This window comes from Streptomyces avidinii, from assembly GCF_045161815.1.
Classification (GTDB): Bacteria; Actinomycetota; Actinomycetes; order Streptomycetales; family Streptomycetaceae; genus Streptomyces; species Streptomyces avidinii.
This window is the reverse complement of record NZ_CP108863.1, coordinates 2,723,788-2,738,753: the sequence shown is the minus strand read 5'-3', so window position 1 is coordinate 2,738,753 and position 14,966 is coordinate 2,723,788. Positions and strand designations below refer to the sequence as shown.

Annotated in this window: 12 protein-coding genes; 7 read left to right on the top strand and 5 right to left on the bottom strand. The window is 74.6% G+C overall.

All coding sequences use genetic code 11. From position 1 onward, the window contains the following. Window positions 1-45 precede the first annotated feature (45 nt). Window positions 46-1,383, bottom strand: coding sequence for a glycosyl hydrolase (locus tag OG373_RS11740; RefSeq protein ID WP_405438014.1), 1,338 nt, complete (start codon window positions 1,381-1,383; stop codon window positions 46-48). A 199-nt stretch (window positions 1,384-1,582) separates the two neighbouring features. Here OG373_RS11740 and OG373_RS11735 point away from each other — a divergent pair, with 199 nt between their 5' ends. Genes OG373_RS11735 through OG373_RS11725 form a run of 3 tightly spaced genes read left to right on the top strand, consistent with a single transcriptional unit; the run spans window position 1,583 to window position 8,058 of the window. Then, on the top strand, window positions 1,583-5,893 hold the full coding sequence (locus OG373_RS11735; protein WP_405438012.1) for a glycoside hydrolase: 4,311 nt from the start codon (window positions 1,583-1,585) through the stop codon (window positions 5,891-5,893). Window positions 5,894-5,901: 8 nt separating this feature from the next. Beyond that, the gene (locus OG373_RS11730) at window positions 5,902-6,999 is read left to right on the top strand and encodes a LacI family DNA-binding transcriptional regulator (protein ID WP_405438010.1); all 1,098 of its coding nucleotides are present in this window, start codon (window positions 5,902-5,904) and stop codon (window positions 6,997-6,999) included. Window positions 7,000-7,026: 27 nt separating this feature from the next. Continuing rightward, a complete protein-coding gene (locus tag OG373_RS11725; protein WP_405444027.1) occupies window positions 7,027-8,058 on the top strand; it encodes an ROK family protein in 1,032 nt (343 codons plus the stop codon). Window positions 8,059-8,100: 42 nt separating this feature from the next. Here the strand turns inward: OG373_RS11725 and OG373_RS11720 are convergent, their stop codons facing one another. Then, entirely contained in the window at window positions 8,101-9,096 is a 996-nt protein-coding gene (locus OG373_RS11720) for a TAXI family TRAP transporter solute-binding subunit (protein WP_405438009.1), read from the bottom strand. Window positions 9,097-9,128: 32 nt separating this feature from the next. After that, window positions 9,129-10,133, bottom strand: a complete 1,005-nt coding sequence (locus tag OG373_RS11715) for a LysR family transcriptional regulator (RefSeq protein WP_405438008.1) — start codon at window positions 10,131-10,133, stop codon at window positions 9,129-9,131. A 71-nt stretch (window positions 10,134-10,204) separates the two neighbouring features. Between OG373_RS11715 and OG373_RS11710 the strand changes: the two genes are divergently transcribed. From OG373_RS11710 to OG373_RS11700, 3 genes are read left to right on the top strand one after another with little or no spacing between them, the layout of a single operon-like run. Then, window positions 10,205-10,918, top strand: coding sequence for a maleylpyruvate isomerase family mycothiol-dependent enzyme (locus tag OG373_RS11710; RefSeq protein WP_405438006.1), 714 nt, complete (start codon window positions 10,205-10,207; stop codon window positions 10,916-10,918). Then, window positions 10,915-12,438, top strand: a complete 1,524-nt coding sequence (miaB, locus tag OG373_RS11705; protein ID WP_405438005.1) for a tRNA (N6-isopentenyl adenosine(37)-C2)-methylthiotransferase MiaB — start codon at window positions 10,915-10,917, stop codon at window positions 12,436-12,438. The genes OG373_RS11710 and miaB overlap by 4 nt, the downstream gene beginning before the upstream one ends. Window positions 12,439-12,476: 38 nt before the next feature. Then, window positions 12,477-13,199, top strand: coding sequence for a hypothetical protein (locus tag OG373_RS11700; protein WP_397738775.1), 723 nt, complete (start codon window positions 12,477-12,479; stop codon window positions 13,197-13,199). A gap of 91 nt (window positions 13,200-13,290) precedes the next feature. Here OG373_RS11700 and OG373_RS11695 read toward each other — a convergent pair whose 3' ends face one another. Both OG373_RS11695 and OG373_RS11690 read right to left on the bottom strand, forming a co-directional pair. Next, on the bottom strand, window positions 13,291-13,536 hold the full coding sequence (locus OG373_RS11695; RefSeq protein ID WP_397732329.1) for an antitoxin: 246 nt from the start codon (window positions 13,534-13,536) through the stop codon (window positions 13,291-13,293). A gap of 23 nt (window positions 13,537-13,559) precedes the next feature. Continuing rightward, window positions 13,560-13,727 carry a gliding motility protein gene (locus OG373_RS11690; RefSeq protein ID WP_397732327.1) on the bottom strand — a complete coding sequence of 56 codons (168 nt, stop codon included), beginning with the start codon at window positions 13,725-13,727 and terminating at the stop codon, window positions 13,560-13,562. A gap of 227 nt (window positions 13,728-13,954) precedes the next feature. Between OG373_RS11690 and miaA the strand changes: the two genes are divergently transcribed. Beyond that, window positions 13,955-14,893, top strand: a complete 939-nt coding sequence (gene miaA, locus OG373_RS11685; RefSeq protein WP_405438003.1) for a tRNA (adenosine(37)-N6)-dimethylallyltransferase MiaA — start codon at window positions 13,955-13,957, stop codon at window positions 14,891-14,893. The last annotated feature ends 73 nt before the right edge of the window (window positions 14,894-14,966 follow it).

The window sequence follows — 14,966 nt, the reverse complement described above, 5'->3', positions numbered from 1 at the left end:
AGGCGATCGGGATCAAGGTCGGGATCGGGATCGGGACCGGTCAGGTCACGTCACGTCGTGCACGCGCAGTACCTCGGTGATGCCGCGCGCGGCCAGGTGGGCCGGGTCCGCGGCGTGCTCCGCCAGCACCACCGCGGGTCGCACCCCCCGGGCCGCGAGCGTGGCCCAGGCTTCGAAGAACGCGCCGCCGGGGGCGCACACGGAGCGCCCCGGCGCCGCTTCCGCCGCCCCGCCCGGACCCCGGCCGTTCCCGCCGGGCCCGCCGTCGACGTCCACCGTGATGCCCGCGGTGAGGTCCTCGCCGAGGTCCTCGCGGGCGTCCACGGCGAGCGCGGTCGTCCGCGGGGCCGGGCGGTGCGCGCGCCCCCGCCACTCCTCGGTGATCCGGGCGATGGCGGCGCCGGCCGGCTTCGTCCGGCGGTCGTTGGTGAGCAGGCCGAGGCCGTACTCCAGCTCCGGGAAGTCCGCGAGCCCGCGCGACACGTCGTGCGAGCACCACCAGGTCACACCCCACACGTCCGGACAGTCCAGCGCGTTCGCGACCGTGGCCTCGGTGAACCGCGCCGCCCGATCGGGCGGGATCAGCGGCGCCGGCGCGCCCACCTCCTGGAGCCACACCGGGCGGTGCGGATCGAGGGCCCAGGCCTTGGAGAGCTCGATCAAGTACGCGGCATGGTGCTCGGTCGCCGCCCCGCTCCCGCCGTGGCGCTGGGCGGTGCCGTTGAACACCCAGGAGTGCACGGCGGTGGCCGCGCCCATCCGGGCCGCCTGGGCGGCGGTGAAGGGGTGCCCGTCCTGGTACCAGGCGGCGTCGTACTCGGCGTGCAGATGGAGCCGCCCGGGCGCGCCCTCCTCGCAGGCGGCGAGCATCCGCTCCAGCCACCGGGCCGCCTGGTCCGGGGTGATCCGGTCGGGGTCGGGATGCGGGGCGTCGGAGAACTGGTTGATCTCGTTGCCGACGGTCATGCCCAGGAAGTTCGGCCGGCCGGCGAGGGCCGCGGCCAGCGTGCGCAGGTACTCCTCCTGCCCGGCGACCACGTCCGGGTCGGTGAAGATGCTGCGCCGGTGCCAGGTCCGGGTCCAGGCGGGCAGGAAGTCGAAGCTCGACAAGTGCCCCTGCAGGCCGTCCACGTTGACGTCGAGCCCGCGCTCGGCAGCCGCGTCGGCGAGCGCGACGAGCTGCTCGACGGCGCGCGGCCGGATCAGCGTCCGGTTCGGCTGGAAGACCGGCCACAGCGGGAAGACGCGGATGTGGTCCAGCCCGAGCGCGGCGATCGAGTCGAGGTCGGCCCGGACCTCGTCGAGGTCGAAGTCCAGCCAGTGGTGGAACCAGCCGCGGGCCGGCGTGTAGTTGGCGCCGAAGCGGAGCGCGTCATCGTGCACAGGGCGTCCCGGGGTTCTGGAGTTCTGCAGGAATTCAGCGGATGCGCCACAACCTGCCGGTGCCGAAGAGGAAAGTCAACAAGGCCTCACATCCTCGTGCTTATGCGCTTCAGCCCAGTTGACACAAGGGTCGTGTTCGGCGGAATCTTGGCTGACTAATGCGCTTTAGTTGTGGCTGGCCACAGGGAAGTGTGTGGAAATGGACAGCGGTATTTCGGTCACGGCGATCACCACTCCGGCCCTGTTTACCGGACCGCCCGGAGCGCCCGCGCAGGTGGTCCGCGTACGGATCCGCAGGGACGGTCCCGCCGGACCGCTCCACGTCACCGTGCACGGCGCGGGCCTCACCACGCCGCACCCGCGCGTCCTGCGCGCGCACCAGCGCGCACCGGATTCCACCGTCGAGGTCGCCGTCCGTACCGGAGCCGCAGCGCCGGGCGAGGTGCTGGCCGCCACCGCCCGCGTCGCCACCCCCGACGGGCGTTCGCTCGCCGAGCTGCCGTTCGCGCTGACCGTCGCCGAGCCCGGCTGGACCGTCCGGCTCGTCCCGCACTTCCACTACGACCCGATGTGGTGGAACACCCAGGCCGCCTACACCGCCCTGTGGGACGCCCCGCTGCGGCCCGGCGAGGCGGAGCGCGGCTGGGAGTACGAGGGCGTCCCCGCCTTCACCCTGATCCCGCTCCACCTCCAGCAGGCGCGCGAGGACCCGGCGTACCGCTTCGTGCTCTCGGAGGTCGACTACCTCAAGCCGTACTGGGACACCCACCCGGACGACCGGGCCGAACTGCGCGCGCTGATCGCCGAGGGCCGGGTAGAGATCGTCGGCGGCACCTACAACGAGCCGAACACCAACCTCGTCTCCGCCGAGACCACCCTCCGCGGCGCGGTCCACGGCCTCGCCCTGCACCGCGGCACCCTGGGCGCCGACCCGCGCACCGCCTGGCAGCTCGACGTCTTCGGCCACGACCCGTCCTTCCCCGCCCTGATGGCGGGCTGCGGACTCGACTCCGCCGTCCTCGCGCGCGGCCCCCACCACCACTGGGGCCCGATGATGCACCGCTGGGGCGATCCCCTGCGGGCACCCGCAGCGATGCAGCTGCCCGCCGAGTACGAGTGGATCGCGCCCGGCGGCGACGGACTGCTGCTGCACTACCTGCCCGCGCACTACTCGGCCGGCTGGCCCTCCCACCGGGCGCCCGACGCCGGGGCCGCCGCCGAGCAACTGCTCGACCTGTACGAACTGCTGCGCACCTGCGCCGCGACCCGGAACGTCCTGATCCCGATGGGCACGGACTTCTCCTGGCCGCACCGCTGGGGCCTGGACGTCCAGCACGCCTGGAACCGGCGCTACTGCTGGCCCCGCATGGAGCACTCCGGTCCGCGCGCCCACTTCGACGCCGTCCGGGCCGAGTTCGCGGCGCGGGGCGAGCGGCCGCTACCGGTCACCCGGGAGATGGGCCCCGTCTACACCGGCAAGGACGTCACCTACATCGACGTGAAACAGGCGCACCGGGCCGCCGAGAACCTCCTCGAACAGGCCGAGGCCTTCGCGGCCCTGGCCTGCGCGCAGGGACTCCTGGACCACCCGGCGCAGACGCTGGGCAAGGCCTGGCGCCACCTCGTGCACGCCGCACACCACGACGCCGTCACCGGGACCTTCTCCGACCAGGTGTACCTGGACCTGCTGCCGACCTGGCGGGAGGCGTACGAACTGGCCGCCGCCGTACGGGAGGAGGCGCTGGCCGCACTGACGGACGCGGCGGACACCAGGGGGCCGGGGCCCGTGCCGGGGCCGCGGCCGGAGTCGGGGCTGCTGGCCGTGACCGTGTACAACCCGGTGTCGTGGCCGCGGACCGACCTGGTCCGGGTGTCGCTGGACGCGGCCGCGACGGCCGTCGCGGGACTCGCGGGGGTCACGGCCGCGCCGGCGCACCGGATCACCGTCCGCGACGCCGGGGGCCGGTGCGCGCCCGTCCATGTCGAGGCCGCGGCCGGCGAGCGGGCGGAGTTGGTCTTCCTCGCCGAGGAGGTGCCCTCGCTCGGGTACCGGACCTGGTGGCTGGCGGCCGCCGGGGACCAGGGCGCCCCGGACCGGGGGCTTCCGGCCTCGGGCGGCTGGGAGCCGGCGGAGGGCCTCGTCGTGGAGAACGAGGCCTTCCGTGCCGAGGCCGACCCGGCACGCGGCGGCGGACTCGCCCGCTTGCTGGACCGGCGCTCGGGGCAGGAGCTCATGAGCGCCGGGGAGGTGGACGAACTGCTCGTGCAGGACGAGTACGACCGACACCCCTTCTTCGAGGAGGGGCCCTGGCACCTGCTCCCCAAGGGCCCGGGCACCGGCTCCGGCTCCGCGCCCGCCACCTCCTGCCGGGTGGAGCGCGGTCCGCTCGGGGCGCGGATCGTCGCCACCGGGCGCACCGGGCCGGTCCGCTGGACCCGCACCACCACCCTGTGGCGGGGCCTCGACCGGGTCGAACTGACCACGCGCATCGACGGGTTCACCGGCGCCGACCAGCTGTTGCGGCTGCGCATACCGGCCGACGTGCCGGGTGCGATCCCGGTCGCGGAGACCGCTGCCGCCGCTGTGGGGCGCGGCTTCGCCTTCCCCGAGGCGGATGCCGGGGCCGACCACACGCGGGCCCCGTGGACCCTGGACAGCCCCTGCCTGAACTGGTTCGCGCTCTCGGCGCCGCTGGTCGGGCCGGACCGGGCGCTGGGCGCGGCGGAGATCGTGCTGCCGGACGCGGGAACTCCCGACGGGCTGCGGGAGTTGGTGACCGCGCTGGGCCGCCACGGGGTCACCGCGACCCCCACCCGGCCCGCCGGTCCGCGCTGGGGCGACCTGGCGGCGGACAGCAGCCTCCCGGACTTCCGGATCGCCCTCGGCGGCCCCGGGGCCAATGCCTTTACGGCGGCGGTGCTGGCGGCGGCCGATCCCGCGCACGAACAGGCCGTACGAGAACACGCCCGGGTCTGGATCCCGGCCCGGGCCCCGCTCCGCGCGCTCTGGAGCCCCGGCTGCGACCTCACCGGGATCCGGGACCTGCCGGTCCTGGTGCACACCGGGTCACCGGCGGAACTGGCCCGGGCCGTCGCCGCTTCGGGCCGCCTGGAGGCCGCCGGGCAGCCGGCCGGGGTGGCCGGGCGCGAAGTTCCGTACGCGCAGCGGACCGTCGGGATCCTGGTCCGCGGCACGCCCGGCTTCGCGGTGGACACGGCGGGCCGCCTGCACAGCAGCCTGATGCGTTCTTGCACCGGCCGGCCCGCCGGGGAGTGGATGGACCCGCCCCGGCGCACCGCCCCGGACGGCAGCTCCTTCCAGCTCCAGCACTGGACGCACGTCTTCGAGCACGCGCTGGTCGCGGGCGAGGGGGACTGGCGGGCGCTGGATCTGCCGCGCCGGGGACGGGAGTTCAACAAGCCCCTCACCGCCGTGGTCACCGTCCCGACGGGCGGTCCGAGGCCGGCGACCCGGTCGCTGCTCGGAGTGGAACCGGCCGACCGGGTCCTGGTCGAGGCCGTGAAACGGGGCGAGGAGGGCGGCCTCGCTGTCCGGCTGCGCGAGACGCACGGCCGCGCGGCGGAGCCCGAGGTGCGCGGCCCCGGTGCCGGTCCTGGTCCCGGTCCCGGTCCTGGTCAGGCGGCAGATCCGGTCGTCGAGGCGGACCTCATGGACCGGCCGCGCGGCGCCTTCACGGCGGGCATCCGGGGCGCGGCCACCACCACACTGCTGCTGCCCACGGCCTCGGGCATGCCGTTGCGGAAGGGGGAACGGGAGCCGCACCAGCCCGTGTTCAGCCGCTACTGGCTGCACAACACGGGGACCGCGCCACTGGGGGACGCGCCGTACACGGTGACATGTGACGGAGACCCGTCCGCCGCGACGGTCACCGTCTCCTCCCACGGTGGCGCGGGCGGCGCCGTAGTGCTGGAGGTCCGCGCCCCCGACGGCTGGCAGGCCTCCTGGACCCGGCGCGTCGTGGAACTGGCCCCGGGTGGGCACGAGCGGATCCCGCTGAGCGTGGTTCCCGCGGGCGGGGCGGGAGCCGGGACCGGCCCCGGACCCGGCCCCGGCGAACACCTGGTCAGGATCCTCGCCGTCACCCCTGCGGGGGAGTTCGAGGACGTGCTGACGGTGACCGTGCCGGGCGGCTCCGTCCCGGCCGGGCTGTGGGTGGAGGCGCCCGAGCCGGCCGTGACCGTGGCGCCGGGCGCGCGGGGGCGCGTACGGGCCCGGATCGGCGCCACCGGCGTGCGGACCGCGCTGATGGGGCTGGCCCACGCCGTCTCCCCGTACGGCACCTGGGGGTTGATCGGCCCCGCGACAAGGCCCCTGCACGTCCCGGCGGACGGGGTGGCCGAGGTGGAGTTCGAGCTGCGGCCGCCGCTCGACACCCCTCCCGGGGACCACTGGATGCTCGTCAAGGCGGTCTGTCAGGGCAGGATCGCGTACGGTCCGGCCATTGCCCTCCGTATTCCGCCACGCGTGACGTACTCGAAGGACGAATGAGACAGGCCATGGCCCGCAGACCCACGATCAAGGACATCGCCCGGCAGGCCGGGGTGTCGGAGAGCGCCGTTTCCTTCGCGCTCAACGACCGGCCGGGCGTCTCGCAGGACACCCGGGCCCGGATCCGCCGCGTCGCCGAGGAACTCGGCTGGCAGCCCAACAGCGCCGCCCGGGCCCTGTCCGGCGAACGGTCCGGCGCCGTCGGCCTGGTCCTCGCCCGGCCCGCGCACACGCTCGGCGTCGAGTCCTTCTTCCTCCAACTCGTCTCCGGCATCCAGGAGGTGCTCTCCGCCGCCCGGACCGCCCTGCTGTTCCAGGTCGTCGAGGACATCGACGCCGAATGCGCGGTCTACCGCCGCTGGTGGGCCGAGCGGCGGGTCGACGGTGTCCTCGTGGTCGACCCGCGTACGAGCGACCCGCGCCCGGCGCTCCTGGAGCAACTGGCCCTGCCCGCCGTCACGATCGGCGAGTCGGCGCCCGTGGGAGACGGGGGGCCAGGGGCAGGGACAGGGGCAGGGGTCGGGGTCGGGGGCGCTCCGTCCGGGACCCTCTCCTCCGTCCGGGCCGACGATGCCGGTGCCATGGCCCAGGTGCTCGACCACCTGCACGAGCTGGGCCACCGCCGCATCACGCACATCGCCGGACTCCCCGGCCTCGCCCACACGGTCCGCCGGATGGAGTCCCTGCGGACCGAGGCGGCCCGGCGCGGGCTCGGCCCGGAACAGGTGCGTTCGGTGGTCACCGACTACTCCGACGCCGAGGGCGCGGCGGCCACCCGCCGGGTCCTCGCCGAGCCGCTGCCGCCCACCGCGCTCGTCTACGACAACGACGTGATGGCCGTCGCCGGGAGCGCGGTCGCCGCCGAGCTGGGCATCCCCGTCCCGGGCCGGCTGTCGATCGTGGCCTGGGACGACTCCGCGCTCTGCCGGGTCACCCACCCCCGGCTCACCGCGCTCGTCCGGGACACCGCCAGCTTCGGCCGGCTGGCCGCCGAGGAACTCCTGGCCGTCCTCGCGGGCAGCCCGCCCGGGGTCCGGATCAGCGAGCAGCCGCGCCTGGAGCCTCGCGAGAGCACGGCGCCGCCTCCGGCGCATACTGAATCCTGAACCCTTCCTGGAGCCGCCACCGTGATCATTCCCACCGCCCCGTTTCCCGCACCGCGAGCCGCCGCAGCTTCCTCCGGCCATACGGTGGCGATCGACATCGGCGGTACGAAGATCGCCGGGGCGCTGGTGCACCCCGACGGCACGATGACGGCCACCACCCGCCGCCCGACCCCGCGCGGCGTGGACGGGGACGGCGTGATGGCGGCGGTCGCCGAGGTCGTCGCCGAGCTGTCCGAGTCGCCGCTGTGGGCCTCGGCCGTCCGCTGCGGGATCGGCAGCGCCGGGCCCGTGGACGCGTCCCGGGGCACGGTCAGCCCGGTCAACATCGGCGCGTGGCGGGAGTTCCCGGTCCAGGAGCGGGTCGTGGCGGAGCTCGCGGCGCACGGAGCCGATCTGCCGACCGTGCTGGCCGGTGACGGGGTGGCGATGACCGCCGCCGAGCACTGGCTGGGCGCGGCCCGCGGGCACGCGAACGCGCTGTGCATGGTGGTCTCCACCGGCGTCGGCGGTGGCCTGATCCTGAACAACCAGCTCCACCCCGGCCCCACGGGCAACGCGGGGCACATCGGTCACATCAGCGTGGCCTTCGACGGTGAACCGTGCGTCTGCGGCGGCCGCGGCTGCGTCGAGTCGATCGCCTCCGGCACGGCGATCGCCCGCTGGGCGCTCGAGCAGGGCTGGACCCCGTCCGACGCCGCGCCGGACACCGCATCGGGCACCGCGGGAGGCGGAGGCGATGCCACGGCGGCGGGCGTGGCCGCCGCCGCCGCGGCGGGCGACCCGATCGCCGTGGCCGCGTTCGACCGGGCGGGTCGCGCGCTGGCCGCCGCCATCGCGGCCACCGCGACCCTCGTCGAGACGGACATCGCGGTCATCGGCGGTGGAGTGGCGACCGCCGGGGACACCCTCTTCGCCCCGATCCGCCGCCACCTCGCGGCCTACGCCACGCTCTCCTTCGTCAAGGACGTCCAGGTGGTCCCGGCGATGCTGGGCACCCACGCGGGGCTGATCGGCGCGGCCGCGGCGGCAACGATGCTGCTGCCCTCGTCGTCCTCGTGAACCCCGGGGGCTCTCCGGTTGCCCTCCCGGTCCTCGGCGGCCTCAGGGCTTGACGGACCGGTAGTACCGGCGGGCGCCCTCGTGCAGCTCCAGGGGGTCGGTGTAGATCGCCGTCCGCAGGTCCACGAGCTGCGCCGCATGCACCTCGCGCCCGACGATGTCGCGGCTGCCGATCACCGTCCGCGTCAGCTCCTCGGTCAGCCGGGGGTCGGCCCCCGCCGTGGTGACCAGCAGGTTCGGCACGGCCAGGGTCGCCACCGAGCTGGTGTTGCGCGCGCGTGTGTACGCGTCCTGCGGCATGACCGCCGTCCGGTAGTAGCGCGCCGGGCTGCCGCTCTCCTGGAGCTGTTCCACCAGGTCGCCGAGTTGCACGAGCCGGATGTCGAAGCGCTCCGACAGCTCGCGGACGGCGTTCGTCGGCAGGCCGCCGGACCAGAAGAAGGCGTCGATCCGGCCGGCCTCCAGCTCGCCCGGCATGGTGTCGATGCCGATGGACACCGACGTGATGTCCAGCACCGGGTCGATCTCGGCCGCCTTGAGCAGCCGCTCCGAGACGAGCCGCACCCCGGAGCCGGGCTGGCCTATGGCGACCCGCTTGCCGCGCAGGTCACGGGCCGACTGCACCGGGGAGTCGGCCGGGACCACCAGCTGCACGTAGTCGTCGTAGAGTCGCGCTACCCCTTGCAGCCGGTCCGCGCCGGGCTTCCCGTCGAGCCGGTACTTGGCCACCGCGTCGGCCGTCGCCACTGTGTAGTCCGCCTCACCGGTGGCCAGCCGCTTGAGGTTCTCCTGCGAGCCCTCGCTGGTCTCCAGCCGTACGTCCACCTCGGGCATACCCTGCCCGAGCGCCTGCTCCAGCAGCTGCCCGTACCGGTGGTAGACCCCGGTCCGCGCGCCCGTGCTGAAGGTCAGCTCGCCCCGCAGTTCCGGCTGCCCGAAGGGCTTCAGCCACCAGGTGAGGATCCCGAGGACGGCGAGTACGGCCACCAGGACCCGCAGGGCGTGGCGCCTGCTGATCCGGGGCGGTACGAGAGGCATGGCCGCGATCCTGCCACCCGGCCGCCGTCCTGTCACGGCGCGGTCCGTCCGGGGGCTCCGGAGCGGAGCCGTCGCAGCAGCTCGTGGGCGGCCGGGCCGGGCGGCCCGTCGGTGCGCCAGGCCAGGGCGACCCGCCCGCTCAGCACGGGCTCGGTGATCCGCAGCGCGCACAGTCCGTTGCTGTTTCCGCTGCTGCTTCTGCTGCTTCTGCTGCCGTCGGTGCCGGTGCCGGTGCCGGTGCCGCTGCCGCTGCCGGTCCGCGGGTCCGCCGCCGACTCCGCACCCGAGGGGACCACCGCCACCCCCAGCCCCCGTGCGGCCAGCCGTACCAGGACGGCGGGCGCCGCCGCCTCGAAGTCCACCCGCGGGGCGAATCCGGCCTGCGCGCACGCCCGCTCCAGCACCCCGCGCATCCCGGTCCCGCGCGGCAGGCTGATCAGGGGCCGGCCGCGCAGGGCGGAGAGCGGGACCGCGCCGTCCACGGCGGCCGCCACCAGGGGATCGTCCGCCCGTACCGCCGCGACCAGGGGCTCGTCGAGGACCACCTGCACGCGGACGCCCGGCGGCGGCTCCCCGCCGAGGCCCACCACCGCCAGGTCCAGCTCCCCGCGCAGCAGAGCGGCCAGCATCCGCTCCGAGGTGTCCTCGGACAGTGCGATCTCCACTCCCGGGTGCTCGTCGTGGAAGCCCCCGAGCACCTCCACCACGTCGAACCCGTCGACCACCGCCCCGGCCGCCCCCGGGACCAGCCCGAGGGCCACCCGCCCGCGCAGCAGGCCGGAGAACTCCTCGGCCGTGCGCCGTACGCCCTCCACCGCCGCCAGCGCGGCCCGCGCGTACGAGAGCACCGCCCGGCCCGCCTCGGTCGGGGTGACCCGCCGTCCGGACCGGTCGAGGAGCCGCTGCCCCAGCTCCCGTTCCAGCTGCCCGATCTGGGCGCTCACGCCGGGCTGTGACACGTGCAGCCGCGCCCCCGCCCGGGTGAAGCCGCCCTCCTCCACCACGGCCACGAAATAGCGCAGCTGAGCCAGTTCCATAAGCGCGGATTCTAGATCGCAGAAGCACCCGCTCTTGGACTTATGGCAGGCACCGCCCCGACCCTGAAGCCATGAGCCGATCAGAGCCCGCCCCCGGCCCCGGCCCGGTGCCCGGACCCACGCCCCGCCCCGTACCCGTCCCCGCCGTGAGCCGCCGTACGATCGCCGCGGCCGTCGCCGCCGAACGCCGCGAGCTGGCCGACGTACTGGACGCCCTCTCCCCGGAGCAGTGGGACGCCCCGTCGCTCTGCGCCGGCTGGCGCGTCCGCGAGGTCGCCGCCCACATGTCCCTCGGGTTCCGCACGTCCCTCCCCGGCTTCGCCGCCGAGCTGCTGTGGGCCCGCGGGAGCCTGCACCGGATGACCGACCGCACCGCCCGCCGCGACGCCGCGGCCCTCGGCCGGCGCGAGCTCGCCGCGCTGCTGCGCGAGAACGCCGGCCACCCCTGGAAACCGCCCGCCGCCGGTCCCACCGGGGCCCTCGCCCACGACGTGGTGCACGGCCTCGACATCACCGTCGCGCTGGACCACCCGCGCCGCGTCCCCGAGGACCGGCTGCGGCTCCTCCTCGACGCGGTCACTCCCCGCTCCCTGCGCTTCTTCGGGGTGGACCTGACCGGCATCCGGCTGTGCGCGGACGACCTGGACTGGTCCTACGGAGAGGGAACCCCCGTGCACGCGGAAGCCCAGGACCTGCTGCTCCTCCTCTTCGGCCGCCGCCTTCCGCCGGGTCGGCCGAACGGGGGACCGGAGGGCCACCGGGTACCGCCTACCCTTATTGCATGACCAGCAGCGACCGGAGCCAGGCAGTGGACGAGAAGCGAAGCTACGAGGTGCGCACCTACGGGTGCCAGATGAACGTGCACGACTCGGAGCGGCTCTCCGGTCTGCTGGAGGATGCCGGCTACGTCCGGGCGCCCGAGGGCGCCGACGGCGACGCCGACGTCGTGGTCTTCAACACCTGCGCGGTCCGCGAGAACGCCGACAACAAGCTGTACGGCAACCTCGGCCGGCTGGCCCCGATGAAGACCAAGCGCCCCGGCATGCAGATCGCCGTCGGCGGCTGCCTCGCGCAGAAGGACCGCGACACGATCGTCAAGCGAGCCCCCTGGGTCGACGTCGTCTTCGGTACGCACAACATCGGCAAGCTCCCCGTGCTGCTGGAGCGCGCGCGCATCCAGGAGGAGGCGCAGGTCGAGATCGCCGAGTCGCTGGAGGCCTTCCCCTCCACGCTCCCGACCCGCCGCGAGTCCGCCTACGCCGCCTGGGTCTCGATCTCCGTCGGCTGCAACAACACCTGCACCTTCTGCATCGTCCCGGCCCTGCGCGGCAAGGAGGAGGACCGTCGGCCCGGCGACATCCTCGCCGAGGTGGAGGCCCTCGTTGCCGAGGGCGTCTCGGAGATCACCCTGCTCGGCCAGAACGTGAACGCGTACGGCTCGGACCTGGGCGACCGCGAGGCCTTCAGCAAGCTGCTGCGCGCCTGCGGCACGATCGAGGGCCTGGAGCGGGTCCGCTTCACCTCCCCGCACCCGCGCGACTTCACGGACGACGTGATCGCGGCGATGGCCGAGACCCCGAACGTGATGCCCCAGCTGCACATGCCGATGCAGTCCGGCTCGGACCCGATCCTCAAGGCGATGCGCCGCTCGTACCGGCAGGAGCGCTTCCTCGGCATCATCGAGAAGGTCCGCGCCGCGATCCCGCACGCCGCGATCTCCACCGACATCATCGTGGGCTTCCCCGGTGAGACGGAGGAGGACTTCCAGCAGACGATGCACGCGGTGCGCGAGGCCCGCTTCGCGAACGCCTTCACCTTCCAGTACTCCAAGCGGCCCGGCACCCCCGCCGCCGACATGGACGGGCAGATCCCCAAGGACGTCGTGCAGGACCGCTACATGCGCCTGGTCGCCCTCCAGGAGGAGATCTCCTGGGAGGAGAACAAGAAGCAGGTCGGCCGCACGCTGGAGGTCATGGTCGCGGAGGGCGAGGGCCGCAAGGACGGCGCCACGCACCGCCTCTCCGGCCGCGCGCCCGACAACCGCCTGGTCCACTTCACGAAGCCGGAGGCGGAGGTCCGCCCGGGCGACGTGGTCACCGTGGACATCACCTACGCGGCTCCCCACCACCTGCTGGCCGAGGGGCCGACGCTCACCGTGCGCCGCACCCGCGCCGGCGACGCCTGGGAGAAGCGCAACGCGGCCCCGGCCCAGCCCGCGGGCGTCATGCTCGGCATCCCGACGCTGGGCGTCCCGGCGCCGCTGCCGACCGTCGCCTCCGGCTGCTCGGTGCCCGCCTCCTCCTGAGCGGCACGGGTCCCGCACCTGCGGCTAGGCTGCGGATCATGCTCGTAGCCGCTGCCGTCTGTCCCGCCCCGCCGCTGCTCGTGCCGGAGGTCGCCGCGGGGGCCGCCGCCGAACTCGGCGCCGCCCGCACCGCCTGCTCCGACGCGCTGGCGGTGCTCGCCGCGTCCCGGCCCGACCTGCTGGTCGTGGTCGGGGCAGCCGCCGAGGGCGGCGCGTACGACCAGGGCACCCCCGGCAGCTTCGCCGGGTTCGGCGTGGACCTGACCGTCACCCTGGGCCCCGACCCGGGCGAACCGCCGAGCGGCCACGCCACCGGGGTCACCCTCCCGGCTTCCCTCGCGGTGGCCGGCTGGCTGCTCGGCCGGGCCCGCTGGGCGGCCGCCCCGGTCGCCGGAGTGGCCGTCGCCGCGGACCTCGCCCCGAGCGGCTGCGGTCTCCTCGGCGCGGACCTGGGCGGTTCCGCCGAACGCGTGGCCATGCTGGTGCTCGGGGACGGCAGTGCCTGCCGCACCCTCAAGGCCCCCGGCTACCTCGACGAGCGGGCCGCCGCCTTCGACGAGGCCGCCGCCCGCGCGCTGGGCGCTGCCGACGTGACCGCGCTCGCCGGCCTGGACGCCGGGCTCGCGGCCGAGCTCCAGGCCGCCGGACGGGCCCCCTGGCAGGTGCTGGCGGGCGCCGCGGAGGGCGCGGGGCTGGCCGGGCGCCTGCTGTACGAGGACGCGCCGTACGGCGTGGGGTACTTCGTCGCCGCCTGGTCCTAGCGGGCCGGAGCCGGCTGCGGGGCCGCCCGAGGAACGGCGAAGGGGCGCGGGACCGGCCGGTGCCGGTCCCGCGCCCCTTCCGCGGACCGCGTCAGGAAGCGGCCGGCGGCGTGGTCCCGCCGGGAGCGTCCTTGTGCGCGATCTTTCCCAGAGCGTCCTTCGCCTTGCCCGTCCCGCTCGTGATCGGGCCGCTGTACTTGCCCTTGGTCCTGGAGTCCACGGCCTTGGCCACCTTGTCGAGACTCTCGCCGATCCTGCCCTCGTGCTGCTGGGCGAGGTCGCCGACCTTGTCCTTCGCCGGACCGAGCTTGGCCTTCAGATTGTCCAGCAGGCCCATGGGTCACCTTCCGTTGGCGGTCGCTACGTGCGGGCGCCCTCGCCGGTCTCGCTGTCCGCGGCCACCTCGGCCGACTGCTGCTTCGGAATCTCCACGGCTTCCGCCGCCGGAGCCTCCTCGGCAACAGGGGTGGCCTCGTCGGCCGTGCCGGACTTCGCCGTCAGGTCCTCCGCCGCGACCTCCGTGGTCACGGCCTCGTCCTTACGACGAAAAAACCGATCAAAAACGCCCATGTCTACTCCCGTAACGTTACGCGTGCGAGTGGAGTTCCGCGTTGGCCGGACCGGCCTGCGCCGGGCGTACGCGGGGCGTATGTCCGGCCGGAACCTCGCCAGGGCAACGACCCCGACCGCACCCCGTCACGTAACTCGATCGGGTACATGGCCGTGTCTTGACCAGGGGCTGAGAGACTGTGGCGGTGAGGAAAGCAGCCCCCGCCCCGCGGGTCATCGCCGTCGTAGGTCCCACCGCGGCAGGAAAGTCCGACCTGGGCGTAGCCCTGGCCCGCCATTTCGACGGCGAAGTCGTCAACGCGGACTCCATGCAGCTGTACCGGGGGATGGACATCGGCACCGCCAAGCTGACGGCCGAGGAGCGCGGCGGTGTTCCGCACCACCTCCTCGACATCTGGGACGTCACCGATACCGCCAACGTCGCCGACTACCAGCGACTGGCCCGCCTGGAGATCGACAGACTGCTCGCCGAGGGCCGCACCCCCGTGCTCGTCGGCGGATCCGGCCTGTACGTCCGCGGCGCGCTGGACGTCATGGAGTTCCCCGGCACCGACCCCGAGGTCCGCGCCCGGCTGGAGGAAGAGGTCACGCTGCGCGGCCCCGGCGCCCTGCACGCCCGGCTCGCCGCCGCCGACCCGGCCGCCGCCCGGGCGATCCTGCCCAGCAACGGCCGCCGCATCGTCCGCGCGCTGGAGGTCATCGAGATCACCGGCCGCCCCTTCACCGCCAATCTGCCCGGCCACGAGTCCGTCTACGACACCGTGCAGATCGGCGTCGACGTGGCCCGGCCGGAACTCGACGAGCGGATCGCGCTGCGCGTGGACCGGATGTGGGAGGCCGGGCTGGTGGACGAGGTCCGCGCGCTGGAGGCCCGTGGACTGCGCGACGGAATCACTGCCTCCAGGGCGCTCGGCTACCAGCAGGTGCTGGCCGCCCTGGCGGGCGAGTGCACCGAGGACGAGGCCCGTGCCGAGACCGTCCGGGCGACCAAGCGGTTCGCCCGCCGGCAGGACTCCTGGTTCCGCCGCGACCCGCGCGTGCACTGGCTCAGCGGGGCCGTCGCCGACCGGGGGGAACTCCCCGGACTCGCGCAGTCGTTGGTCGAACGAGCGGTTACAGCCTGATCACGTGATGGCATCGGGACGCCTCACGCGCCCGTAGGGGGGCCGGGGGCGTGCCATCATCAAACTTCAGCGG